This is a genomic window from Pseudomonas sp. 05N431 (genome assembly GCF_056397005.1).
The window spans coordinates 87,338-111,421 of sequence record NZ_JBFTMN010000008.1; the positions used below are offsets into that span (position 1 = coordinate 87,338).

The following is a 24,084-nucleotide window of genomic DNA, read 5'->3' on the forward strand; positions in this document are numbered from 1 at the left end:
TCAATGACCTTGCTGCGCGACGGCTTTTGCGGCCGTGATCAGGCATTTGGTCAGCTCTGGCGAAGAGAACTTGGTCAGCACCGCGTTCGCCCCGGCCAGACGGGCTTTTTCGCTGTTCATCGCACTGTCCAGCGAGGTGTGCAGCAGGATATAGAGGTGGGAAAAGTCCGGGGTCTCACGCAGGGTTCGGGTGAACGCGTAACCGTCCATCTCGGACATTTCGATGTCCGAGACAATCAGATTGATCTGCTGCGCGGTGCCTTGCAGGTCCAGCAGGCAGTCGATGGCTTCCTTGGCGCTGCGTGCGGTGTGGCATTGCAGGCCGAGGTTGCGCAGCGTGTGTACCGATTGTTGCAGCGCCACCTGGCTGTCATCGACCACCAGAATGCGGGCGTTGCCCAGCACTTCGGCGTCTTCCATGCTCAGCTCGGTCGGGGCCATTTCGATCTGCGCCGGGGCGATGCCGTGGATGACTTTCTCGATGTCGAGCACCTGCACCAGCGTGCCGTCGACCGAGGTCACACCGGTGATGTACGCGCGCACGCCGCCAGATCCGTAAGGTGGTGGGCGGATGTCGGTGGTCAGGCAATGGACGATCTTGCTCACCGCCTGAACGTGCAGGCCCTGTTTGGAACGGCTGACGTCGGTCACGATCAGGCAGCCACCGTCCGGGTCTTCCAACGGCCGCTCACCGATCGCCCGGCTCAGGTCGATGACCGACAGCGAGGTGCCGCGCAGGGTGGCGATGCCTTTGACGTGCGGGTGCGACTCCGGCAGCTTGGTCAGGGGCGGGCAGGGGATGATTTCACTGACTTTCAGCAGGTTGATCGCCATCAGCTTGCCGCTGCGCAAGGTAAAGAGCAGAAGCGAAAGTGAATCTGCGCGGGCTTTGTTGGAGGACATAAAAACCTTCTGTGGAAAAGGTGACGGGCGATTGTGGGATCGCCAGCAACTATTGATATCGGGTTATCGACGTAAGCGGGGCAGGCTTTAGGGATTTCCCTGTCTATTAACCCATCATCGAACCCTGTGGCGAGGGGGCTTGCCCCCGTTGGAGCGCGAAGCGGTCCGCGCTTTATTCCTGATAAAACTTCATGGCTGATGTCACGACCGCTTCGCGGCCGAACGGGGGCAAGCCCCCTCGCCACAATGACGGGGGTGATTCGGGGTTACTTCATGCCCAACCGCTTGGCCATCCGCCCAAGGTTCGCCCGGTCCAAGCCTAGCTCACGGGCGGCGCTGGCCCAGTTGTTTTGGTGGCGCTCAAGACAAGCGGTGATCAACTGGCGTTGATAGTTTTCGGTGGCCTGGCGCAGGTCGCCGAACACTTCAACGGTGGGCGCCGGTTCAGTGCTGGCTGGCGCCGGGGGCGTTTCGAGGGGCGTGTGGGGCAAGTCCAGGTCCGCCGCGCTCAAGCTGAGAATCTTTGGCCGTTCCCGCGAGTTGCCCAGCGCTTTCAATGCACTGCGACCAATCAAGTGCTCCAGTTCGCGGACGTTGCCCGGCCAGCTGTAGGCCAGCAATGCCGCTTGCGCATCGCTGGTCAGGCGCAGGCTGTTGAGGCCCATCCGCGAGCGGTTCTGTTCAAGAAAGTAACCGCTGAGCAACAACACATCGCGACCGCGATCGCGCAGCGCCGGCACCAGCAGCGGGTAGACGCTAAGGCGATGGTAGAAGTCGGCGCGGTAGCGGCCGCTGCGCACTTCTTCGGCGAGGTCACGGTTGGTCGCGGCAATCAGACGCACGTCGACCTGATGTTCCTTGTCCGAACCCAGGCGTTGCAACTGGCCGCTTTGCAGCACACGGAGCAATTTGGCCTGCACCGCCAGCGACAACTCGCCCACTTCATCGAGAAACAGCGTGCCGCCATTGGCCAGTTCGAATTTTCCACGCCGGTCGTTCAGCGCCCCGGTGAAGGCGCCGCGTACATGGCCGAACAACTCGCTTTCCACCAAGGTGTCAGGCAGCGCGGCGCAGTTGAGGCTGATGATCGGTTTGTCGGCGCGCGGTGAAGCGGCGTGTATCGCCTGGGCCACCAGCTCTTTGCCGACCCCGGTTTCACCGGTGATCAGTACCGTCAGGTCGCTGCCGCCGACCAGATTGATCTCTTCCACCAAACGCTTGTGCGCCTTGCTCTGGCCGATCATTTCGCGGCTCTGCTGACCGCTGGCCTGACGATAGACCTCGGCGCGCTGGTGTTCGTCTTCCGCACGATTGGCCAGTCGCTCGATACGCTCGGCGGCGTTGACCGTGGCGGCGGCGAGGCTGGCAAAGGCTTGCAAGGCGTCGAGTTCGATCGGTTCGAAGCGCTCCGGGTCCAGCGCGTCGAGGGTCAGCAAGCCCCACGGACGCTCGTCGATAAACAGCGGGCAGCCCATGCAGTCGTGGACTTCCAGGTGATCGCCGTGGCCGTCGACCAAACCGTCATAAGGGTCGGGCAGGGTGCTGTCGCTGGGAAAACGCGTCGGTTCCGAGCGGCTGAGCAGCGCTTCAAAGCGCGGGTGTTCGCTGACCTTGAAGCGCCGGCCGAGGGTGTCGGTGCTCAGGCCATCCACCGCCAGCGGCACCAGCCATTCGCCGTCGAGCCGCAGCAGGGCGGCGGCATCGCAGGGGAGCAGGGCGCGCATGGCTTCGAGCAGGCGGCGGTAACGCTCGCCTTCGGGCAATTCGCGGGAAAGGTCGGAGACCAGTGGCAGCAACGCGGTGAGCAAGGGTTTTGCAGTCATATTGACTCCATGTAGTCGAGGTGACTATAAATCCGCTTGTGTCGTTATGACTACATGTTTGTTAAGTAATTGATTTGTATGGATTTAATTGTTGGCACAGAAACTGATATGTCATGGGTAGAAAACTATAAACCCAGTCGTTCAGGAGTATCCCCTTAATGCTTAGCGCTCAAGACCGTGCCATCGTCAAATCCACCGTACCGCTGCTGGAAAGCGGCGGCGAAGCCCTGATCACTCACTTCTACCGCATGATGCTCTCCGAGTACCCAGAGGTTCGTCCGCTGTTCAACCAGGCGCACCAGGCCAGCGGCGACCAGCCACGGGCGTTGGCTCGCGGGGTGTTGATGTATGCGCGGCACATCGATCAGCTCGACCAGTTGGGCGATCTGGTGGCGAAGATCATCAACAAGCACGTTGCCCTGCAAATCCTGCCGGAGCATTACCCGATTGTCGGCACCTGCCTGCTGCGGGCGATTTCCGAAGTGCTCGGTGACGAGATCGCCACGCCAGAAGTGATGAGCGCCTGGGGCGCTGCCTACAACCAACTGGCCGACATCCTGATCGGTGCCGAAACCGCGATCTACGACCAGAAAGCCGCAGCGGTCGGCGGCTGGCGCGGGGCGCGGGAATTCAAACTGGCCAAGCGTGCGGAAGAGAGCGCGGAAATCACCTCGTTCTACTTTGAACCAGCAGACAAGGGACCGATCCTCGCGGCAGAACCGGGTCAGTATATCGGCATGAAACTGATCCTCGACGGCGAAGAAATCCGCCGCAACTACTCGCTGTCGTCCCTGGGCGACAACGGTCAGTACCGGATCAGCGTCAAGCGCGAAGAGGGCGGTCGTGCCTCGAATTACCTGCATGACCAGCTCCACGTCGGCGCGAGCATCCTGCTGTTTCCGCCAGCGGGCGAGTTCACCCTGACCGCCAGCGACAAGCCGCTGGTGCTGATCAGCGGCGGTGTCGGCATCACGCCAACCCTGCCGATGCTGGAAGCGGCGCTGGCCACCGAGCGTCCGGTGCACTTTATTCACTGTGCGCGTAACGGTGGCGTGCATGCCTTCCGCGACTGGATCGACGGCCTGGCCGAGCGTCACCCGCAACTCAAGCGTTTCTACTGCTACGCCGAAGATGACGGTGTCAGCCCGGCGGCGGACAAGGTCGGGCTGTTGAGTCAGGAGCAGTTGGCGGACTGGTTGCCGCAAGAGCGCGACCTGGACGCTTACTTCCTCGGCCCGAAAGGCTTCATGGCCGCGATCAAGCGCCACCTCAAGGCCTTGGGTGTGCCAGAGAAGCAGAGCCGCTACGAGTTCTTCGGCCCGGCGGCTGCGCTGGAATAAGCGTACTAAGGCGACTCGGGGGACCGAGTCGCCTTCATCGCGAGCAAGCTCGCTCCCACATTGGAACTGCGACGTACGCAAGATGTGTGTTCGCATCGGCCCAGTGTGGGAGCGAGCTTGCTCGCGATGGCCGCACCGCGGTCCTGACTTGTAAAAACGCTCGAAAGTTAATCCCTTCTTAACCCGCTTAACGTCTATTCCCCCCATCCACCGGCAAGCGCCGGCTCTCAAAGGTCAGAGCCAGCGTGTAGACTTGCGGGCAATAGATAGTCAGAAGGGAAACGCGATGAACGAGGAAATGATGCGGTTGGGCCGTGAGCGGCGCTTCCTGGTGTTGCTGGGCATCATCTGCCTGGCGCTGATCGGTGGCGCGCTGTACATGCAAGTGGTGCTGGGCGAGGCGCCGTGCCCGCTGTGCATCCTGCAACGCTATGCGCTGTTGCTGATTGCGATCAGTGCCTTTATCGGTGCCGCCATGCGCACCCGTCGCAGCATCACCGTGTTTGAAGGGCTGGTGGTGATCTTCGCCCTCGCTGGCGCTGCAGCGGCCGGGCATCACGTCTATACGCAGTTTTACCCGGCGGTCAGTTGCGGCATCGATGTGCTGCAACCGATTGTCGACGGCTTGCCGCTGGCGAAGATCTTCCCACTGGGTTTCCAGGTCGACGGCTTCTGCGAGACGCCGTACCCGCCGATCCTCGGCCTGTCGCTGGCACAGTGGGCGCTGGTGGCCTTCGTGTTGACCGTCGTGCTGGTGCCGCTGCTCATTTCGCGTAACCGCAAACACCTGAACTGAGGCTTCTCGCCACAGCCACAGGCCTTGAATAAAGCGCCCCGGACCTCGAAAAGAGGCCGGGGCGCTTTGCGTTTCAGCGGGTCTGTCAAAGGATCGTGACGTGCGGCAAAGAAGGGTGTGACACGTGTGCGACATGTTGTCACAGCCGAGGTGTCGCAACTCATTTCAAAGTCGATTGTCGTCGCTGAAATTGACAGGGAATTTACCTTGCTGACGGGCCTTTCCGGAAGCCGGCAAATGCGTTGCAGCAGGCAGTTTTAACAGGCTCGGACGAATGGCCAAAGGCCTTGTGACAAGGGGGCTTGCGCGAGGTCAGCGATGCTTCGAGAGGGGCTGAAGCTGTCTGAACTGTGGACAGTAGCGCTGGTTTTTTGAGGGTTGTTGTTGAGAATCTGTCTCGATATCGTGGATAATCTTTGCAGATTTCGTTAATGATTGTTGCGGTATCCGATAAAAATTATTTCGAGTTGAGACATGGTTTATACAACGTTACATATCTACAATCGCCCGCACTGAAATTCCGGGGCGGCACTCTCCTTGGCACAAGGGGTGGTCGTGGGGCTGTAACGGGCTTCATTCGACGCCAGGTGTCGGCGCCTTTCAACTATCCGCACCAAATGGAATTGGTCTGTAACAAGGCCTTTGACCACGAATTCGAATAAGAACTCACCGCTAGCCCAGGATGTGTCGACCAGCGTTTAGCGCGCGACGGGCAAGCCCTTATTCAATCCAAGAAAAATGCCAACCCTTGGCAGGGTGAAGTGTTGGCGATCAAAACCCAACTGCATTGCGCAAGCTGCTTTAGAGGTCGTGAGATGAGTAAAAACAGGTACCCCAGACTACTAGGCTTATTGCCGCTGCTCGGCACGCTGTTGCTGGGAGGCTGCAACATGACCCTGCTCGATCCCAAGGGCCAGGTCGGCCTGGACGAGCGCAACCTGATCATCACCGCAACGCTGCTGATGCTGTTGGTCGTGGTTCCGGTCATCGTCATGACCTTCCTGTTCGCCTGGAAATACCGCGCTTCCAACAAGGACGCCGTCTACACCCCGAAATGGTCGCACTCCACCAAGATCGAAATCGCGGTGTGGGCTGTTCCAGTCCTGATCATCATTGCCCTGGGTTACGTCACCTACAAGTCGACCCACGCGCTGGACCCTTACCGTCCGCTGGAATCCGACGTCAAGCCGATCACCATTCAAGTGGTCGCGATGGACTGGAAGTGGCTGTTCATCTACCCGGAACAAGGCATCGCCACCGTCAACAAGATGGTGTTCCCGGCCAACACGCCAGTTAATTTCAAGATCACCTCCGACACCGTGATGAACTCGTTCTTCATTCCGGGCCTGGGCGGTCAGATCTACGCGATGGCGGGCATGGAGACCAAGTTGCACCTGATCGCCAATCAGAACGCCGAGTTTGACGGTATCTCCGCCAACTACAGCGGTGCTGGCTTCACTGGCATGAAATTCAAAGCAATCTCCACCTCTCAGGCAGATTTCGATGCCTGGGTCAGTGATGTCAAGAAAGCACCTAAACAGCTTGAAAAAGCTGAATACGAAGCCCTTTCCAAACCAAGCCAGAACAACCCGGTTGAACTCTACTCCTCGTACGCGCCGAACCTGTTCCAGACCATCATCGACAAGTATGAAGGCATGAAACCGGGCAAGCCGATGCACCACGAGAAGAAAGAACACGAAGTGGCCGGCGCCGGTATGGAAGGGATGGACATGAGTTCGCATTCAGCTGCCGGGGCAGAGGAGTAAACGATGTTTGGTAAATTAAGTTGGGAAGCGATCCCGTTCCACGAGCCGATCGTGATGGTGACCATCGCCATGATCGCGCTCGGCGGTCTGGCGGTATTTGCTGCAATCACCTACTTCAAGAAGTGGACCTATTTGTGGACCGAGTGGCTGACGTCGGTCGACCACAAGAAAATCGGCGTGATGTACATCATCGTTGCCATGATCATGCTGCTGCGTGGTTTTGCCGACGCCGTGATGATGCGTTCCCAGCTGGCCCTGGCCACTGAGGGTTCGCCTGGCTACCTGCCACCTGAACACTATGACCAGATCTTCACCGCTCACGGTGTGATCATGATCATCTTCATGGCGATGCCATTCTTCACCGGCCTGATGAACCTTGCAGTGCCGCTGCAGATCGGCGCGCGTGACGTTGCCTACCCGTTCCTGAACTCCCTGAGCTTCTGGCTGCTGGTATCCGGCGTGGTACTGGTGAACGTGTCCCTGGGTGTCGGCGAATTCGCCCGTACCGGTTGGGTTGCGTATCCACCGCTGTCGGAACTGGGCTACAGCCCGGGCGTGGGTGTGGACTACTACATCTGGGCGCTACAGCTATCAGGTCTGGGGACGACGCTAACGGGGGTCAACTTCCTGGCCACCGTGCTGAAAATGCGTACCCCGGGCATGAAAATGATGGACATGCCGATCTTCACCTGGACCTGCACCTGGGCCAACGTACTGATCGTCGCTTCCTTCCCGATCCTGACCGCTACCCTGGCATTGCTGACGCTTGACCGTTACATGGATTTCCACATTTTCACCAATGAACTTGGTGGCAATCCAATGATGTACGTCAACCTGTTCTGGGCCTGGGGTCACCCCGAGGTTTACATCCTGATTCTGCCGGCGTTCGGGATCTTCTCCGAAGTCATCTCGACCTTCTCCGGCAAGAAACTGTTCGGCCACCACTCGATGATCTACGCCAGCGGCGCGATCTCGATCCTTGGCTTCATGGTTTGGCTGCACCACTTCTTCACCATGGGTTCGGGTGCCAACGTCAACGCCTTCTTCGGCCTGGCGACGATGCTGATTTCGATCCCGACCGGGGTGAAGCTGTTCAACTGGCTGTTCACCATCTACCAGGGCCGTCTGCGTTTCACCAGCCAGGTGCTGTGGACCCTGGGCTTCATGGTGACCTTCGCCATCGGCGGCATGACCGGCGTACTGCTGGCCATTCCGGGTGCTGACTTCGTACTGCACAACAGCCTGTTCGTGATCGCGCACTTCCACAACGTGATCATCGGCGGCGCCGTGTTTGGCTACATCGCTGGCTTCGGCTTCTACTTCCCTAAAGCGTTCGGCTTCAAGCTGCACGAAGGTTGGGGCAAGGCAGCGTTCTGGTTCTGGATCTCGGGCTTCTTCGTCGCGTTCATGCCGCTCTATGTACTGGGCTTCATGGGCATGACCCGTCGTCTGAACGCCACCACCAACCCTGAGTGGACGCCATACCTGCACGTTGCAATGGTGGGTGCGGTACTGATCGCCTTCGGTATTGCCTGCCAGTTGATCCAGCTCTACGTGAGTATCCGTGATCGCAAGCTGCCACAGAACATGTGCGAAGCCGGCGACCCGTGGAATGCCCACACGCTGGAATGGTCGACCTCGTCGCCACCACCGTTCTACAACTTCGCTGTACTGCCGAAAGCCGACGGTATCGACCCGTTCACCGAAGCCAAGGAAAACGGTACTGCGTACCAGGCTCCGGCCAAGTACGAGCCGATCCACATGCCAAACAACACCGCGACCGGCCTGGTCATGGGTGCTCTGTTGACCGTGTTCGGTTTCGCGATGATCTGGCACATCTGGTGGATGGCCATCTTTGGCCTGGCTGGCACCGTGATCTATTTCGTGATCCACGCTGCCCGTGATGATCAAGGCTACATGGTGCCGGTCGATGTGATCGAGCGCATTGAAGCCGAGCAGCACAAGCGTCTGGTTGCGGCCAAAGCGATTCCGGCCACCGCCACCCGTGTTGAAACCTCGTTGGAACAGGCTTAAACCATGTCGAACTTAGTGACCAATGTTGGACACGCCCATGGTCATGACCATGGGCACGATGACCATCACCACGACTCGGGCGAGATGACCGTATTCGGTTTCTGGCTCTACCTGATGACCGACTGCATTCTGTTTGCGTCGATCTTCGCGGTGTACGCGGTACTGGTAAACAACGTAGCCGGTGGCCCGTCGGGCCACGACATCTTCGAGCTGCCCTACGTGCTGGGCGAAACCGCCTGCCTGTTGCTCAGCTCGATCACCTACGGCTTCGCCATGCTGGCGTTGTTCAAAGGCAAGAAGACTCAGGTGCTGGGCTGGTTGGCCATCACCTTCCTGTTCGGCCTGGGCTTCATCGGCATGGAGATCAACGAGTTCCATACGCTGATCTCCGAAGGCTTCGGTCCGAACCGTAGCGGCTTCCTGTCCGGGTTCTTCACCCTGGTCGGCACCCACGGTCTGCACGTGACCAGCGGTCTGATCTGGATGGCGATCATGATGTATCAGGTCCAGAAGAATGGCCTGACGGCGACCAACAAGACCCGTCTGAGCTGCCTGAGCCTGTTCTGGCACTTCCTGGACGTAGTGTGGATCTGCGTATTCACCGTTGTTTACCTGATGGGGACTCTGTAAATGGCTAACGCAGCTCACTCACACGATAGTCACGACGCCAGCCACGGCAGCGTCAAGTCCTACGCTATCGGCTTCATCCTGTCGGTGATCCTGACCATCATTCCTTTCGGCCTGGTGATGTACCCATCCCTGCCGAAAGCCATGACCCTGGCGATCGTACTGGCCTTCGCAGTGATCCAGGTGCTGGTGCACCTGGTCTACTTCCTCCACCTGGACCGCTCCGCCGCCCAGCGTAACAACGTGATTGCGTTTGTTTTCGCCGCGCTGGTTATCGTCCTGTTGGTCGGTCTGTCGCTGTGGATCATGTACAGCATCCATTCCGTCATGATGGCGCACTGAGGAAAGTCCGGATGTCCTTAAAGCACTTTATCCAAATCACCAAACCGGGGATCATTTTCGGTAACGTGCTTTCTGTGGCAGGCGGGTTTTTCCTGGCCTCGAAAGGGCATGTCGATCTGGCCATTTTCCTGGCTGCGATGATCGGCACGTCCCTGGTGGTCGCGTCGGGTTGCGTGTTCAACAACTGCATCGACCGTGACATCGACCTGAAGATGGAACGCACCAAGAACCGTGTGCTGGTGCAGGGCCTGATCTCCCTGAAACTGGCACTGGTTTACGCGACCGTCCTGGGTGTCGCCGGCGTGGCCTTGCTGTATCGCGTGGCCAACCCGTTGGCGGCGTTGTTCGCGGTGATCGGCTTTGTCATCTATGTCGGTTTCTACAGCCTGTACCTCAAGCGCAAGTCGGTTCACGGCACGCTGGTGGGCAGTCTGTCGGGGGCGATGCCGCCGGTGATTGGCTATGTCGCGGTGAGCAATAGCTTCGACATGGCGGCGCTGACGCTGCTGGTGATGTTCAGTTTGTGGCAGATGCCGCATTCCTACGCGATCGCGATCTTTCGCTTCAATGATTACCTGGCGGCATCGATTCCGGTGTTGCCGGTGAAGCGTGGGATTCAGGTGGCGAAGAAGCACATCCTGCTGTACATCCTGGCGTTCCTGGTGGCGACCTTGATGCTGACGTTCAGCGGTTACGCCGGCATGAGTTATCTCGCGGTTGCGGCGGCCATGGGCATGTACTGGTTGTACATGGCCTGGACGGGCTACAAGGCGGTGGATGACACGGTTTGGGCACGTAAGCTGTTTGTGTTTTCGATTTTCACCATCACGGCGTTGAGCGTGATGATGTCGCTGGACTTCAAGGTGCCGACCGAGTTGTTGCTGACTTACGCGCCTTAAGGTTTTGCGGTTGTACAAAAGCCCCGCCTTCGAAAGAAGTGCGGGGCTTTTTATTGCCATGAATTCGCTGGCCTGACACCCCCCCGTAGGAGCTGCCGAAGGCTGCGATCTTTTGATCCTGGCGGCCTGACAGCCGGCCTATCTTTCGCAGATGTACACCAAATCAAAACTGTGGGAGCGGGCTTGCTCGCGAAGGCGGCCTGACAGCCGACCTACCTCTTGCAGATGTACACCAATCAAAACTGTGGGAGCTGGCTTGCCTGCGAAGACGGCCTGACAGCCGACCTACCTCTTGCAGATGTACACCAATCAAAACTGTGGGAGCCGAGCTTGCTCGCGATGGCGGCCTGACAGCCGACCAATCTCCTTCAGATGTACACAGTTCACCTGTGGGAGCGGGCTTGCTCGCGAAGGCGGCCTGACAGCCAACCAATCTCTCGCAGATGTACACATTTCACCTGTGGGAGCGAGCTTGCTCGCGATGGCGGCCTGATAGCCGACCCATCTCTCGCAGGTGTACATATCCATTCCTGCGGTAACGGCCGCTTAGGGTTTCGCCCTTACGGCGAGTCCCTTTTTCAAACGCCAAAAAGGAACCAAAAGGCTTCGCCCCAAGCGTCCGGCACCTCGCCTAGGCTCGGCGTCCCCTCGCTCCGGTGTCCATCAGGGGGCATCGCCTACGGTCTGCTGCGCGACGACCTCCTCTCGATGTGTCCGGCTGCGCCGTACGGCGCTGCGCGCCAACCCCCTGATGAACACCTCCACTCGGCCTCCCGAAGGGGCGGGTGGATCAAGGTCAACAGCGGCAGGCGAGCTAACGCTCGGCCTGTTGAGTGGTGGGGGCGGGTGCGTCATTGCGTTGTCGGTGGGGATACCTGTAGGAGCTGCCGCAGGCTGCGATCTTTTGATCTTGGCGACCTGCCACCAATTGCCGAGCTACAAGCAACATGCCTATAGTTTTGCGATGGTCGCCGACCAAGTTAATGCGCTCAAAAAAGCCATTGAGGCAGAGTTGAAAGCACGAGGTAGTTCCATGAAAAAGCGCGACCTGTTTGTAGAGTTAATGCGGGGCGTTGGCGAGATGGTGGCTCAGCGCGAAGGTGAGATCGCACTGCGCAGTCATTCCGTGCAGGACAAACCGGCTCCCGAGAAGGGCGCGAAAGAAAACGTTGAAGCCCAATGCTCAGGCCGCCTTGTTAATAAGACTGGTGGCGAAACTCCCCGATATGTTTGAGTGGTAAGGCGAGCTAACGCTCGGTCTGTTGAGTGGCTAGGAAGTCTTTTTTAGTTATAGCTAGAAATGGCTATAACTAAAAATAAGTAGCTAGATGTTTTGCTTTAGCTTCATCTGCTGCATTGAAAAGCCCCGCCTTCAAGAGAAGCGCGGGGCTTTTTCCATTCAATTGCGGTTGTTACCCGGCGCACCCAGCACCTTCACCACGTCATCAATCACCGCCTTACTCATCTCCTGCAAATAATGCGACGCCCAGGCATAACGGTCTTTACCGCGCTCCATCGCCGCATCTTCGGACAGCAGTTTAGAGAGGTGGAGCAAGTCGGACACGTGGGACAAGGCTTCGTGGATCGAGACGCCGCTGTTGACGCGGAACAGGGCTTGGTCGGAATGGATGGAAAAGGGCGTGAGGCCGGCGGTTGTCAGGTCTTGGAGGTTAGTCATGGATCACCTCCGAGGGGGTGGAGGTGGTAAAAGCGCGAACTTTGGACGGATCAATAGCGTGCATTAGCAATACTCCAGAAACAAAGTAGAGCGGCCACGTTCGTTATCAGGCGAATGGGTGGCAGCTGTGCGCAGGCTGATAAACCGGTATGCACGCGACCCGGCAGACCCGAAGGTCTCCCACGCACAGCCGCCATTGCACGAAAGTACAGGCATAAAAAAACGCCGGCAATCGAGGTTTTTGGCGCTGGTGCGCGCGCATATTACCCGGGTTATCAGGCCCGGTCGCTGATGGGCAGCGACGGTTTGACGTTAGCGTGCAGAGATTGGCGGGCACAATCGTAGCGATGTGCTGGCTCTGTATGGTTTTTTAGCGCCTGGGAGGCCGCTAATCGCCGCAGGGCTCGTTCCTGCTGACGCCCGCCTGAAAATCCATCCGATGTTCAAAAAGAAAATTCAGAACGGTCCTACATTCACCAAAATGTGTGGGTTATTAGCCTCCAGTGGTGAGACCCAGTTGAATCGCCGTCGTACCTGTTACTTCTTACAGTATCGGCCAGACGAAAAAACGCTCAGTCTTCAGGGAGACTCAGACGAGCAAGGGATCGCGATGAGCGTCCAGGCTTCTCACGACACCGCCACACCGACGCTGTCGGTCATGGACCCGCGTGGCTTGGCGATCCGTGGCGTGGGGTACTGCCGGCAGTCCGCCGAGCAAGCCATGGATGCGCGAATTACCCGGCAGCGCTTCGATGCGGCGGGGCGGCTGATCGAGAGCTGGGACCCACGACTGTGGGGTGTTGCGCCGAAGCCGAATTTGACGAGCGTCCATGACTTGACGGGCCAGAGCCTGCTGACCGACAGCGTCGACGGCGGCTGGCGGTTGAACTTGTTGGGCGAAACGGGCCAATCGCTGTCGAGTTGGGACAGCCGCGGCAGTCAGCGCCACACCGAATACGACGGGCAGCAGCGCCCGATTGCGGTCACCGAGCAGACCGAGGACGGGCTGCCCCATGTCGTCGAACGCCTGTGCTATGGCGGTTCGGATGCAGGCGCCGCTGAGCATAACCAGTGCGGGCAAATCATCCGCCACGACGACCCGGCCGGCACTCAACGGTTCACCGAGTATGGTCTTAATGGCTCGGCGCTGAGCGAAACCCGGCGTGTGCTCGCGGATCTGGAAACACCCGATTGGTCGCTGGCCGTTGATGAGCGGGATGTATTGCTGGAAGAAACGTCTTTCGTCACGACGCAAACCTACAACCCGACGGGTGAGGTTCAGATTCAGACTGATGCCAAACGTAACGTCAGAACCTTCGCCCACACCGTCGCGGGCGAGCTCAAGGCGGTTTGGCTGAAACAGGCTGCGGCCAACGAACCGCACTTACTGGTCAGCAACCTCCGTTACAACGCCTTCGGCCAGACCGACAGCGAAACCGCCGGCAATGGTGTAGTGACCCATGCCGAGTATGCAGCCGATGACGGCCGGCTGATCAGGCTGGTGGCACAAGTCGGGACTCAGAAACCCCTGCAGGACCTGCACTATGCCTACGATCCGGTGGGCAATATCCTCGAGCTGGAAGACCAGGCGCAGACTGTCAGCCATTTCAATCAACAGCGCATCGAACCGATCAACCGCTACCGCTACGACAGCCTCTATCAACTGGTCGAAGCCAGGGGCTGGGAGGTCAGCAGCCCAAGCCATGGCCCGACGCTGCCGGGGTTGTTGCCGACACCGCTGGACCCCAACCAACTGCGCCGTTACACCCAGACGTTCGACTATGACCGGGCGGGCAACCTGATCACCCGCCACCACAGCGGTGCCTCGAGCTTCTCGATGTTCACCTCCGGCCACAGTAATCGCAGCCTGGGCCAACGGGACGACGGCGGGTTGCCGGGCGAGGAGGAAGTCGCCCGAGGCTTCGATGCCAACGGTAACCAACTGGAGCTGCAACGCGGCCAAGCGATGCGCTGGGACACGCGCAATCAGCTGAGCCGGGTGACCCTGGTCAAGCGTGACGACGGCCCCGACGATGATGAATGTTACGTCTGCGACCATCCCGGCCATCGCCTGCGCAAGGTGCGTCTCGCGCACACCGGCACCCGGACCTTGCGCACTGAAGTGCGTTATCTGCCGGGTCTGGAAATCCATCGGGATGCCGATGGCGAAGAGCACCACGTCATCAGCGTAGAAGCGGGGCGCAGCAGCGTGCGCCTGTTGCATTGGCCAAAATCCGTCCCCGAGGGGGTCGACAACAATCAACTGCGCTACAGCCTGAGCGATCACCTGGGGTCCAGCACGTTGGAGCTGAATGATAAGGCCGGTGTGCTGACGCAGGAACACTATTACCCGTTCGGTGGCACGGCGTGTTGGGCGGGTAAAAGTGCGGTGGTGGCGAAGTACAAGACGATTCGCTATTCGGGCAAAGAGCGGGATGCGACGGGGCTTTATTATTATGGGTATCGGTATTACGCACCTTGGTTGCAGCGGTGGGTGAGTGCGGATCCAGCTGGCGATAGGGATGGGCTCAATTGTTATGAGATGGTCGGCAATAACCCGATAAACCTCATCGATCGATTTGGGCTGGAGGGAGAGCGAGCACCCGACACCCGAATGTTGGGGGGGGTCATAATAATGACTCTGCTGGCCATGATCGGGGCTGGATTGGGTTGGCTAGCGGGTGACGCCGGGACGGGTGCTGCCATTGGGGCACTATTAGGGGGCGCTTTGTATGCAACCAGCCGATGGCATGACTATCAACAGTCACGACCGGAGTCTATTGCCGCAAAAAAACAAGAGGTGGAAAGGCAGTTTGGCGAAGATGTGACGAATCTGGCTATTAATCTTGCGACACGTCAAGGTTTGACGCACAACGAAACGAGCCGGCTTGTGACGTTCGCGTATGAACGACGTAATGCTCACGGAAGTGACGGTTTGGCCATCAATCTTTTCCACGCTGCAGCAGGGCGTATTTATGGGTATGTAGGGCCAGCGGGAACAGGTAGGCAGGCGCATGAAATCCTTCACTCCGACAAGAATCCGGTTCGTGGGCTAAAACAACTGGGCCATAGCTCACTGCTGCTTCGAGACACGCCGCGCGAGCAATCGCCCACCACCACGGGAAGCAACAACGCTGGTCAATTTGAGGTGGGAGCCTCTATACGAGTCACGAGCAGGCGGGGAGGTGGCAGATCTTCACTGCCAAGTACGGGCTCGATCCAACCGCAAGAACTGCGGGCTGCACCGACCGAAAACTGGAATGTAGATACTCAAGAAGTGGACGCGATCCTTGGTGACTTGGCTGATCCTCGCAGCAGGAGCATTTCCTTAGCGATCGATCATGTGCGTGAACGCCGTGCTGGAGCGGTTAATTGGCACCGGCACAGGGACGGTTTATGGTCCGCAGACTTGCATGGTTTTCCGGGAAGTCGAGGGCGAGGAGCCCACAGACTTATGTTTGAGCACTTGGAGGGATCCCGCTATAAGGTCGTGGGGATACGCAATCCACATAGCGGTTGATTCACCGTCGTACCTGTTACTTCTAACAGTATCGGCCAGACGAAAAAACGCTCAGGCTTCAGGGAGACTCAGATGAGAAAGGGATCGCGATGAGCGTCCAGGCTTCTCACGACACCGCCACACCGACGCTGTCGGTCATGGACCCGCGTGGCTTGGCGATTCGTAGCGTGGGGTACTGCCGGCAGTCCGCCGAGCAAGCCATGGATGCGCGAATTACCCGGCAGCGCTTCGATGCGGCGGGGCGGTTGATCGAGGGCTGGGACCCACGACTGTGGGGTGTTGCGCCGAAGCCGAACCTGGCGACCGTCTATGGCTTGGCGGGCCAGAGCCTGCTGACCGACAGCGTCGACGCGGGTTGGCAGTTGAGCCTGCTGGATGAAACCGGTTCGATGGGCTCGCTGTGGGACAGTCGTGGCAGTCAGCGTCACACCGAGTACGACGGACAGCGGCGACCGCTTGAGATTCGGGAGTGGACCGTCGAGGAGCGGCCTTGCGTGGTCGAACGCTTCACTTACGCGGACGCCAACGAGCAGAGTGCCATTCACAATCGATGCGGCCAGCTGATTCGCCATGACGACCCGGCAGGCACTCAGCTGTTTGTCGAGTACGCGTTGAACGGCCAGGCGCTTTTGGAGCAAAGGCAGTTTTTGCTCAGCCTGGATCGGCCCGACTGGCCGCTCGACAGCGATGCGCGTGACGCGTTGCTGGAAACGAGCAGTTACTTAAGCGCTCAGGCCTACACCGCGTCAGGGGAGATACGAAGCCAGACCGATGCTATGGGCAATCACCGGACGTATAGCCATACGCGGGCGGGTCAACTGGAGGATGTTCGACTGCAACTGGCGGACTTGTTAGAGCCTCCCAGGTTGTTGGTCAGCAACATCCGCTACAACGCCTTCGGCCAGATCGACAGCGAAACCGCCGGCAACGGTGTAAAAACCTATGCTGAATACGCTACCGATAATGGACGGCTGACCCGATTGCGGGTTTGTAATCCTGACGGTAAAGCTTTTCAGGATCTCCACTATGGCTATGACCCTGTCGGCAACATTCGCCGTATCGAAGACCGGGCCCAGTCCGTTCGTTACTTCAAGAATCAACAGGTCGAACCGATCAGCGACTTCCGCTATGACAGCCTCTATCAGTTGGTTGAAGCCCGTGGCCAGGAAGTCCATGCACCGAGCTACGGTCCCGCGTTGCCGGTGATGCAGCCGTCGCCGCTGGACCCCAACCAACTGCGCCGTTACACCCAGACGTTCGACTACGACCGGGCCGGGAATCTTCAGCGCCGGCATCACAGTGGCACCAACACCTTTGTGATGTTCACCTCGGCCAGCAGCAACCGCAGCCTGGCCCAGCATGAGGATGGCTCGTTGCCCGGTGAGCAAGACATCCTTGACTGCTTCGATGCCTGCGGTAATCAACGGCAACTTCAGCGCGGTCAGGCAATGAGCTGGGACGCACGTAATCAATTGCGTGAAGTGACGCTGGTGGAACGTGACGATGGGCCGCCTGACGTCGAGCACTATGTCTATGACCGCCCCGGCCACCGACTGCGCAAAGTGAGGCTTACACAGGCGCGCAATCGCACATTGCTGAGCGAAGTCCGTTATCTGCCGGGACTGGAAGTGCATTGCAACGCCGTCGACGACAAGGAGCGTCACGTGATAAGCGTTGAGGTCGGGCGTGGCAGTGTGCGGGTGTTGCATTGGCCCGAAGAACGACCCAAAGGGCTTAACAACAAACTGATGCGTTATGGCTTTCGTGATCACCTGGGCTCAAGCAGTCTGGAGCTGGACGAAGCCGCCGGGGTGCTGAGTCAGGAACGTTATTACCCGTTTGGCGGGACGGCGTGCTGGGCGGGGAAACATGCTACCGAGGGCACATACAGGACGATTCGTTATTCGGGCAAGGAGCGCGATGCGACGGGGCTTTATTATTATGGGTGTCGGTATTACGCGCCGTGGTTGCAGCGGTGGGTGAGTCCGGATCCTGCGGGGAACGTAGACGGCCCGAGTCTTTATCAAATGGTGGGAAACAACCCGCTTAATTACTACGACGGGCAAGGCACTATAAAAATTCCTGTGGATATTTTTATTGCCGATATCGTCAATCCTATCGCCAAAGACATTGGCACGGGGTGGTTTGAGGAACTGGTCTGGGACAACAAGAAGAGTACCTTCGTGAGTGTCGGACCTGTTTTTGGTCGAGGATTGAAAGTGTTCGAAGGTGAACACTCTGAGTGGTACCCGTCCTCGATCGGGCATGCGATTACTTTTTTTCGGGATCAGGACAGCAAGCTTCGCCTGTTTGCAAATATGTACTTTCAGCACATGGGCATGCAGCCCGAGATGGGGCTGCCAGAGTTTGCCGGACTGTTGAAGGTAGATGAGCATGATTCATCAACGTTCATCATCAACAATCATTCTGGACACTACAAACCCGAATCCTCTATCGACGTAGATTCGATGATTCGTGAAATAGCTCCAGGGCAGCAGTCGGTGAGCTACGTCCCGATAGTTGAAAGCCCGTCATTTGATTCAGTTCTTAGATTAAACATCACCTCGCCTGAGGAGTACTCGGGGCTGGTAAACGCGTTCAAACGCGATTTCGAGGGCTTGATCGGGTACCTGAAAGAACAAGGCATGTGGGAGGCCGCTAAAGAGCGTTGGGGCAGTGAAGAAGGTATAAATGTCATCTTCAAAATGGATGCGACAGGCCTGACGGCCCAACAGATCTATAGTCAAGAATTCCAGTCGAGATACGCTAAACCATTGGCAAAATCGATACCGCGTTCCGCAGGTACCGTCAAAGACACACTTGCACCCGCTACGGTAAAAATGAAACCGCCTTCTTTTTGGCTGTCCTGTTTTGGTAGGTATTGAGGAGAGTGACGGTCATCTCTGACGCGACAGCACTGTTTTTGACTATAAGCCCCGTGGTCTGGGCGACATCAATCACACTGTGGCTGACCTCGCACAAGTTGCGGTTCTTTGAATCACCTCCACCAGAATCACCAGCAACACGATCACCGTCAGCATGATCTGGTTATCGAACCACTGATAGCCGTAGCGGTTTGCGATATTCCTCAAGCCCCTGGCCCAGGCCGAGGAGTTGACCATTGTGATGGTGAAAGCCCCCCGACGTGCCTCATTTCCCCCCGCCACCATCTCACTCCATGCCGCTGGCCTTTTTTCTGCATGCAGAACAACCGTCACGTCGAACCCGCATCATCGGTCGAGCCGACCTAAGGAAGAACTACCGTGAATATCAATTGGGCTGAAAAGCTTCGCCAGAACGTCCATGAGTTGGCCGGATCGCTGGGCAACCTGTTCGTTGAGACGTTCCATTACCTGGCGCTGTTCGCCATCGGTGCAGTCACTGCCTGGGCGGCGGTGGCGGAGTTTTTGTTGATGATCAAGGAGGGTGACATCAAGATCGATGACATCCTGCTGCTGTTCATCTACCTCGAGCTGGGCGCGATGGTCGGGATTTACTTCAAGACCAACCACATGCCGGTGCGCTTTCTGATTTACGTGGCGATCACCGCATTGACGCGCCTGCTGATCTCCAACGTGTCGCACCACAACCCGCCGGACCTCGGGATCATCTACCTGTGCGGCGGGATTCTGCTGCTGGCGTTTTCGATTCTGGTAGTGCGCTATGCCTCTTCGCAATTCCCGTCGGTGAAGATCGAACACCCGAAGCGCAAGACCGGGGCGGGCTCCGGTGAGCATCCGGAAGTCGAGAAGGGCGAGCTTTAAAACCTTGCCGGCCGAGGGGGTTGAGCCTTGGGTGAGGGCGGCGGCAACTTGAAGTTGTCGCCGTTGGTCATCGCTTCGAGGATCGCCACGGCGCTGTGGCCCTGTTCGATGGCGATGCCGAACTGAATGCTTTGCACCAGCCGTTTCAGGCGTTGCGGGTCATTGCGTTGTTCGGCGCTGATCATCCGTTTGGCAACGATTCGGCCGGCGTTGGAGAGGGTCAGCATGATGCTGCCGTCGAGCCCTTGGATGCTCAGGTTGACCTGATAATCCGGCGCGAAAGCGTCGGTGATCAGTTGAAAAGGGTTATCCATAATGCGTCACCGCTTGATGGGATCGTGCAGTCATTGACCGGACGGGATCAGGATTGGTTCGCTTTTCCAGACCACCGGCAGGCCGCTCGCTGAGGTTTCAACAACATCCGTGTGCCTCCATTCTGACGAAGCAAGGGCCATGCCGGTCCTGCTCCGGGTCAATAAACCGGCAATAAAAAGGCGAGCTCAATGGCCAATGCCAGTCAGTTAAGCGCAATCCATGTGGGAGCGAGCTTGCTCGCGATAGCGGTGGATCAGTCAACATTAGATGTTGAATGTTATGCCGTCATCGCGAGCAAGCTCGCCCCCACAGGTTTGTGCCTTAACTGACAGGCATTAAGCCCAATGGCTCGCCTTTTTCATTCATGGTCCGTTTCAGGGCATGACGGAGTAGATGATCGCTGACAGTGCGATCAGGCCGATCAGCACCACGAACACGTTCGAGGCTTGCCCCGAATACTGGCGCAGCGACGGCACGCGACGGATCGCGTACATCGGCATCAGGAATAGCAGGCAGGCGATCACTGGTCCACCGAGGGTTTCGATCATGCCGAGGATGCTCGGGTTGAAGGTCGCCACGGCCCAGCAGCTGAGGATCATGAACAGCGCGGTCACGCGGTTCAGCCAGTTGGCCGGCATCACCCGGCCACGGCCGCGCAGGCTTTTCACGATCAGGCCCTGGAAGCCTTCGCTGGCACCGATGTAGTGGCCGAGGAAGGATTTGGTGATTGCCACCAGCGCGATCAACGGCGCGGCATAGGCGATGACCGGGGTCTGGAAGTGGTTGGCCAGGTACGACAGGATCGAGATGTTCTGGGCCTTTGCGGCGGCCAGGTCGGCCGGCGACAGGGCCAGCACGCAGCTGAAGCAGAAGAACATCACGGTCAGCACCATCATGCTGTGGGCGACGGCGAGGATGCCGCTGCTTTTCGGCTCGGCCTGGGCGCCATAACGCTGTTTCTGATCGACGGCGAAGGCGGAGATGATCGGCGAATGGTTGAACGAGAACACCATCACCGGGATCGCCAGCCACAGCGTTTTGAAGAACAGCGGCAGCGGCATGCCTTCACTGGCCGAAGCGAAGAACGCGCCGTTCCAGTTCGGGATCAGGCTCACACCGAGCAACAGCAACGCGGCGACAAACGGGTAAACCAGCACGCTCATGCATTTGACGATCACGCCCTGGCCGCAACGGACAATCGCCATCAGGCCCAGAATCAGCGCCAGCGACAACACCGAGCGCGGTGGCGGCGCGATGTGCAATTGATGCTCCATGAAGCTGCTGAGGGTGTTGGTCAGCGCCACGCTGTACACCAGCAAAATTGGGAAGATCGCAAAGAAATACAGCAGGGTGATCAGCTTGCCGGCACCGATGCCGAAGTGTTCTTCCACCACTTCGGTGATGTCCCCGGAACGTCCGGACAGCACGAAACGGGTCAGGCCGCGGTGGGCGAAGAAGGTCATCGGGAAAGCCAGCAGCGCCAGCACCAGCAACGGCCAGAAACCGCCGACGCCAGCGTTGATCGGCAGGAACAGCGTGCCTGCACCAATCGCCGTGCCGTAAAGGCCGAGCATCCAGGTGGTGTCGTGTTTGCTCCAGCCTTTGCTGGTTATAGCGCTGTCGCGTTTGAGGTCTACAGCAGGATTATCGGCAGCAGGTGTACGTACATCGGTCATCAGTATCGCCTCGTTATTATTCTTGCTCGGGCTCACGTAATGCAGGCGGTCAGGGAATGCTCGTCAGCACTCCACCCAGCTCACAGCCAGGCCGCCCCGTGAAGTTTCTTTGTATTTGTCGTGCATATCGGCGCCGGTATCGCGCATGGTGCGGATCACCCGGTCCAGGGAAATGAAGTGTTTGCCGTCGCCGCGCAGGGCCATTTGGGTGGCGTTGATTGCCTTCACGGCGGCAATCGCGTTGCGCTCGATGCACGGCACCTGAACCAGCCCGCCGACCGGGTCGCAGGTCAGGCCGAGGTTGTGTTCCAGGCCGATTTCGGCGGCGTTTTCCAGTTGCTCGGGTGTCGCGCCCAAGACGTCGGCGAGGCCGGCAGCGGCCATGGCGCAGGCAGAACCGACTTCACCCTGGCAGCCGACTTCGGCGCCGGAGATCGAAGCGTTCTTTTTGCAGAGGATGCCCACCGACGCGGCGGCGAGGAAAAACGCCACGACATCGTCGTCCGAGGCGTCGGGGTTGAACTTCATGTAGTAATGCAGCACCGCCGGGATGATCCCCGCCGCGCCGTTGGTCGGTGCGGTGACCATGCGGCCGCCGGCGGCGTTTTCTTCGTTCACGGCGAGGGCGAACAGGTTCACCCATTCCATCGCCGAGAGGGTCGAGCTGATGACATTCGGTTTGCCGATTTCCAACAGGCTGCGGTGCAATTTCGCGGCGCGGCGCGGCACATCCAGACCGCCCGGCAGGATGCCTTCGTGGCGCAGGCCTTGCTCGACGCATTCACGCATCACCGACCAGATGTGCAGCAGGCCGCTGCGAATTTCCGCATCGCTGCGCCAAGCCCGTTCGTTGGCCATCATCAGCTCGGAAACCCGCAGGCCGTGCTGGTTGCACAGCGACAGCAATTCCACGGCACTGGAAAATTCGTACGGCAACACCACGTCGCTGGCGGCCGGCACGCCTGACTCGGCTTCGGCCGCTTCGACGATGAAACCGCCGCCAACCGAGTAGTAGGTTTGTTCCCACAACTGGCCGTTTTCGCCAAAGGCTGTCAGCGACATGGCGTTGGGGTGGTAGGGCAGGCTTTCGTCGAGCAGCAGCAAATCGCGTTGCCAATCGAAGGCAATGCTCTGGCGACCGGCCAGCAGCAGTTCGCCGCTTTCACGCAACTGCTGGATTCGCGGACCGATGCAGGTCGGGTCGATGCTGTCGGGCCATTCGCCCATCAGCCCCATGACGCAGGCGCGATCGGTGGCGTGGCCGACGCCGGTGGCGGACAGCGAGCCGTAGAGACGGACTTCCACCCGTCGGGTTTGCTCCAGCAAACCCTGGTCAAACAGCGCCTGGGCGAAGGTCGCCGCAGCGCGCATCGGGCCGACGGTGTGGGAACTGGACGGACCGATGCCGACTTTGAAGAGATCGAAAACACTGATAGCCATGCTAAAGCCTTACAAGCAATGGAGTAGGAATCGCCGCCATTTTTTGTAGGACAAGCGCAATGTCGGCGATACTGCCTACCTCGGTCAGCGCTGACCAACGAAACTTCCTAAGACAGGCTTTAGTAGGACTAAACGATGAGTCGTCAATTTCATGCCCAGACCTACGTCTGGCTGCATGTGTTTTCCTGTGCGGCACGCCACTTGTCGTTCACCCGCTGCGCCGAAGAACTGCACATCACGCCCGGTGCCGTCAGCCAGCAGATCCGCCAGCTGGAAGAGCGCCTGGGCTTTCGCCTGTTCCACCGCCGCGCCCGGGGTGTCGAATTGAGTGCCGAAGGCCAGCGTCTGGCGATCACGGTTAACGAAGCCTACGGCAGCATCGACGCGGAACTACGCCGGCTGGATGCGGGAATGATCAGCGGCATCCTGCGGTTGCGCTCGATCCCTTCGTTTCTCGGCAAATGGCTGACCCCGCGTCTGCCGCGTTTGCAGCAGCGCTTTCCGGATATCCAGTTGCGGCTGGTGGCCGAGGACAGCAGCGTGGCGTTGCACGAAGGTGACTTCGACCTGGCCATCGACTTGAACGATGGCAGTTACCCGGGGTTGTTATCCACAGCCTTGCTCGATGAGCAGATTTTCCCGGTCTGCGCGCCGAGCCTGCTGCGCGGCCGACCGCCGCTGCACGGGCCGGCGGATTTGGTGCATTTTCCGTTGTTGCACGACATCACCGCCTGGCGCGGCAGTTATGAATACGCGGAGTGGGAGTTTTACCTGAACGCCATCGGTTTCGACGGCGCCGATGTGCGGCGCGGGCATACCTTCAACCGCAACCACCTGACCATCGAGGCGGCGATTGCCGGGATGGGCGTGGCCATCGCCCGGCGGACCTTGCTCAACGATGAGCTGGAGCGTGGCACGCTGATCGTGCCGTTCGGCGTGGCGGTGCCCAATTACAAACGCTATGTGTTGCTGTATTCACCGGGGGCGCTGAGCCATCCGGGTGTGCGCGCGGTGCATGACTGGCTGGTGGAGGAGGCGGAGATTTTTCGCGGGTTGCACCCCTTGGGCGAGGGGCAATTGTGAGGATTTGTTGCAGCGTTGCAGGTCGAGTCGACTCCCGACAGTAACAGCGCTTTTGCCGGTTGTCCGGCTTTTTTTGCG

At 58.9% G+C, this 24,084-nt stretch carries 18 protein-coding genes and 1 pseudogene; 12 read left to right on the forward strand and 7 right to left on the reverse strand.

Annotated elements, in window-relative coordinates:
- A complete protein-coding gene (locus AC1DIG_RS15760) occupies positions 1–903 on the reverse strand; it encodes a chemotaxis protein CheW (RefSeq protein WP_477768033.1) in 903 nt (300 codons plus the stop codon).
- Between the two features lie 266 nt (positions 904–1,169).
- Positions 1,170–2,726 (reverse strand): nitric oxide reductase transcriptional regulator NorR, encoded by a 1,557-nt coding sequence (gene norR / locus AC1DIG_RS15765; RefSeq protein ID WP_477768034.1) that lies wholly within the window; start codon positions 2,724–2,726, stop codon positions 1,170–1,172.
- A 158-nt stretch (positions 2,727–2,884) separates the two neighbouring features.
- On the opposite strand from norR, the gene hmpA reads away from it, so the two are divergent.
- From hmpA to AC1DIG_RS15805, 8 genes are all read left to right on the forward strand, one after another.
- Positions 2,885–4,066, forward strand: a complete 1,182-nt coding sequence (gene hmpA, locus AC1DIG_RS15770; protein WP_477768035.1) for an NO-inducible flavohemoprotein — start codon at positions 2,885–2,887, stop codon at positions 4,064–4,066.
- A gap of 286 nt (positions 4,067–4,352) precedes the next feature.
- The gene (locus AC1DIG_RS15775; RefSeq protein WP_473218018.1) at positions 4,353–4,862 is read left to right on the forward strand and encodes a disulfide bond formation protein B; all 510 of its coding nucleotides are present in this window, start codon (positions 4,353–4,355) and stop codon (positions 4,860–4,862) included.
- An 815-nt stretch (positions 4,863–5,677) separates the two neighbouring features.
- A complete protein-coding gene (cyoA, locus tag AC1DIG_RS15780; protein WP_477768036.1) occupies positions 5,678–6,628 on the forward strand; it encodes a ubiquinol oxidase subunit II in 951 nt (316 codons plus the stop codon).
- A gap of 3 nt (positions 6,629–6,631) precedes the next feature.
- Complete coding sequence (cyoB, locus tag AC1DIG_RS15785) at positions 6,632–8,662, forward strand: cytochrome o ubiquinol oxidase subunit I (RefSeq protein WP_477768037.1); 2,031 nt, start codon at positions 6,632–6,634, stop codon at positions 8,660–8,662.
- Between the two features lie 3 nt (positions 8,663–8,665).
- Entirely contained in the window at positions 8,666–9,292 is a 627-nt protein-coding gene (locus tag AC1DIG_RS15790; RefSeq protein WP_054595735.1) for a cytochrome o ubiquinol oxidase subunit III, read from the forward strand.
- Positions 9,293–9,631, forward strand: a complete 339-nt coding sequence (gene cyoD / locus AC1DIG_RS15795) for a cytochrome o ubiquinol oxidase subunit IV (protein WP_477768038.1) — start codon at positions 9,293–9,295, stop codon at positions 9,629–9,631.
- An 11-nt stretch (positions 9,632–9,642) separates the two neighbouring features.
- On the forward strand, positions 9,643–10,530 hold the full coding sequence (gene cyoE / locus AC1DIG_RS15800) for a heme o synthase (RefSeq protein WP_019693532.1): 888 nt from the start codon (positions 9,643–9,645) through the stop codon (positions 10,528–10,530).
- Positions 10,531–11,281: 751 nt separating this feature from the next.
- Entirely contained in the window at positions 11,282–11,764 is a 483-nt protein-coding gene (locus AC1DIG_RS15805; protein ID WP_477768039.1) for a hypothetical protein, read from the forward strand.
- 165 nt (positions 11,765–11,929) lie between these two features.
- Here AC1DIG_RS15805 and AC1DIG_RS15810 read toward each other — a convergent pair whose 3' ends face one another.
- Positions 11,930–12,208, reverse strand: a complete 279-nt coding sequence (locus AC1DIG_RS15810; RefSeq protein ID WP_477768040.1) for a DUF3077 domain-containing protein — start codon at positions 12,206–12,208, stop codon at positions 11,930–11,932.
- A gap of 439 nt (positions 12,209–12,647) precedes the next feature.
- On the opposite strand from AC1DIG_RS15810, the gene AC1DIG_RS15815 reads away from it, so the two are divergent.
- Entirely contained in the window at positions 12,648–15,728 is a 3,081-nt protein-coding gene (locus AC1DIG_RS15815; RefSeq protein ID WP_477768041.1) for an RHS repeat domain-containing protein, read from the forward strand.
- 89 nt (positions 15,729–15,817) lie between these two features.
- A complete protein-coding gene (locus tag AC1DIG_RS15820) occupies positions 15,818–18,613 on the forward strand; it encodes an RHS repeat domain-containing protein (RefSeq protein ID WP_477768042.1) in 2,796 nt (931 codons plus the stop codon).
- A 72-nt stretch (positions 18,614–18,685) separates the two neighbouring features.
- On the opposite strand, the pseudogene AC1DIG_RS15825 reads toward AC1DIG_RS15820, so the two are convergent.
- Positions 18,686–18,868, reverse strand: a pseudogene (locus tag AC1DIG_RS15825) (hypothetical protein); the annotation flags it as partial.
- A gap of 123 nt (positions 18,869–18,991) precedes the next feature.
- On the opposite strand from AC1DIG_RS15825, the gene AC1DIG_RS15830 reads away from it, so the two are divergent.
- Complete coding sequence (locus AC1DIG_RS15830; protein ID WP_477768043.1) at positions 18,992–19,492, forward strand: phosphate-starvation-inducible protein PsiE; 501 nt, start codon at positions 18,992–18,994, stop codon at positions 19,490–19,492.
- On the opposite strand, the gene AC1DIG_RS15835 is transcribed toward AC1DIG_RS15830, so the two are convergent.
- From AC1DIG_RS15835 to AC1DIG_RS15845, 3 genes are all read right to left on the reverse strand, one after another.
- Positions 19,489–19,806, reverse strand: coding sequence for a DUF3509 domain-containing protein (locus AC1DIG_RS15835; protein ID WP_477768044.1), 318 nt, complete (start codon positions 19,804–19,806; stop codon positions 19,489–19,491). The two genes, AC1DIG_RS15830 and AC1DIG_RS15835, sit on opposite strands and share 4 nt — an antisense overlap.
- 375 nt (positions 19,807–20,181) lie before the next feature.
- Complete coding sequence (locus AC1DIG_RS15840) at positions 20,182–21,483, reverse strand: HAAAP family serine/threonine permease (protein WP_477768045.1); 1,302 nt, start codon at positions 21,481–21,483, stop codon at positions 20,182–20,184.
- Positions 21,484–21,546: 63 nt separating this feature from the next.
- A complete protein-coding gene (locus AC1DIG_RS15845) occupies positions 21,547–22,923 on the reverse strand; it encodes an L-serine ammonia-lyase (protein WP_477768046.1) in 1,377 nt (458 codons plus the stop codon).
- 135 nt (positions 22,924–23,058) lie between these two features.
- Here AC1DIG_RS15845 and AC1DIG_RS15850 point away from each other — a divergent pair, with 135 nt between their 5' ends.
- Positions 23,059–24,006, forward strand: a complete 948-nt coding sequence (locus AC1DIG_RS15850; RefSeq protein WP_019693524.1) for a LysR substrate-binding domain-containing protein — start codon at positions 23,059–23,061, stop codon at positions 24,004–24,006.
- The last annotated feature ends 78 nt before the right edge of the window (positions 24,007–24,084 follow it).

What these genes read in the sequence shown, in the direction of transcription:
- AC1DIG_RS15760 (WP_477768033.1), bottom strand. Translation starts at nt 903, where the DNA reads ATGTCCTCCAACAAAGCCCGCGCAGATTCACTTTCGCTTCTGCTCTTT.
- norR (WP_477768034.1), bottom strand. Translation starts at nt 2,726, where the DNA reads ATGACTGCAAAACCCTTGCTCACCGCGTTGCTGCCACTGGTCTCCGAC.
- hmpA (WP_477768035.1), top strand. Translation starts at nt 2,885, where the DNA reads ATGCTTAGCGCTCAAGACCGTGCCATCGTCAAATCCACCGTACCGCTG.
- AC1DIG_RS15775 (WP_473218018.1), top strand. Translation starts at nt 4,353, where the DNA reads ATGAACGAGGAAATGATGCGGTTGGGCCGTGAGCGGCGCTTCCTGGTG.
- cyoA (WP_477768036.1), top strand. Translation starts at nt 5,678, where the DNA reads ATGAGTAAAAACAGGTACCCCAGACTACTAGGCTTATTGCCGCTGCTC.
- cyoB (WP_477768037.1), top strand. Translation starts at nt 6,632, where the DNA reads ATGTTTGGTAAATTAAGTTGGGAAGCGATCCCGTTCCACGAGCCGATC.
- AC1DIG_RS15790 (WP_054595735.1), top strand. Translation starts at nt 8,666, where the DNA reads ATGTCGAACTTAGTGACCAATGTTGGACACGCCCATGGTCATGACCAT.
- cyoD (WP_477768038.1), top strand. Translation starts at nt 9,293, where the DNA reads ATGGCTAACGCAGCTCACTCACACGATAGTCACGACGCCAGCCACGGC.
- cyoE (WP_019693532.1), top strand. Translation starts at nt 9,643, where the DNA reads ATGTCCTTAAAGCACTTTATCCAAATCACCAAACCGGGGATCATTTTC.
- AC1DIG_RS15805 (WP_477768039.1), top strand. Translation starts at nt 11,282, where the DNA reads ATGAACACCTCCACTCGGCCTCCCGAAGGGGCGGGTGGATCAAGGTCA.
- AC1DIG_RS15810 (WP_477768040.1), bottom strand. Translation starts at nt 12,208, where the DNA reads ATGACTAACCTCCAAGACCTGACAACCGCCGGCCTCACGCCCTTTTCC.
- AC1DIG_RS15815 (WP_477768041.1), top strand. Translation starts at nt 12,648, where the DNA reads ATGTTCAAAAAGAAAATTCAGAACGGTCCTACATTCACCAAAATGTGT.
- AC1DIG_RS15820 (WP_477768042.1), top strand. Translation starts at nt 15,818, where the DNA reads ATGAGCGTCCAGGCTTCTCACGACACCGCCACACCGACGCTGTCGGTC.
- AC1DIG_RS15835 (WP_477768044.1), bottom strand. Translation starts at nt 19,806, where the DNA reads ATGGATAACCCTTTTCAACTGATCACCGACGCTTTCGCGCCGGATTAT.
- AC1DIG_RS15840 (WP_477768045.1), bottom strand. Translation starts at nt 21,483, where the DNA reads ATGACCGATGTACGTACACCTGCTGCCGATAATCCTGCTGTAGACCTC.
- AC1DIG_RS15845 (WP_477768046.1), bottom strand. Translation starts at nt 22,923, where the DNA reads ATGGCTATCAGTGTTTTCGATCTCTTCAAAGTCGGCATCGGTCCGTCC.
- AC1DIG_RS15850 (WP_019693524.1), top strand. Translation starts at nt 23,059, where the DNA reads ATGAGTCGTCAATTTCATGCCCAGACCTACGTCTGGCTGCATGTGTTT.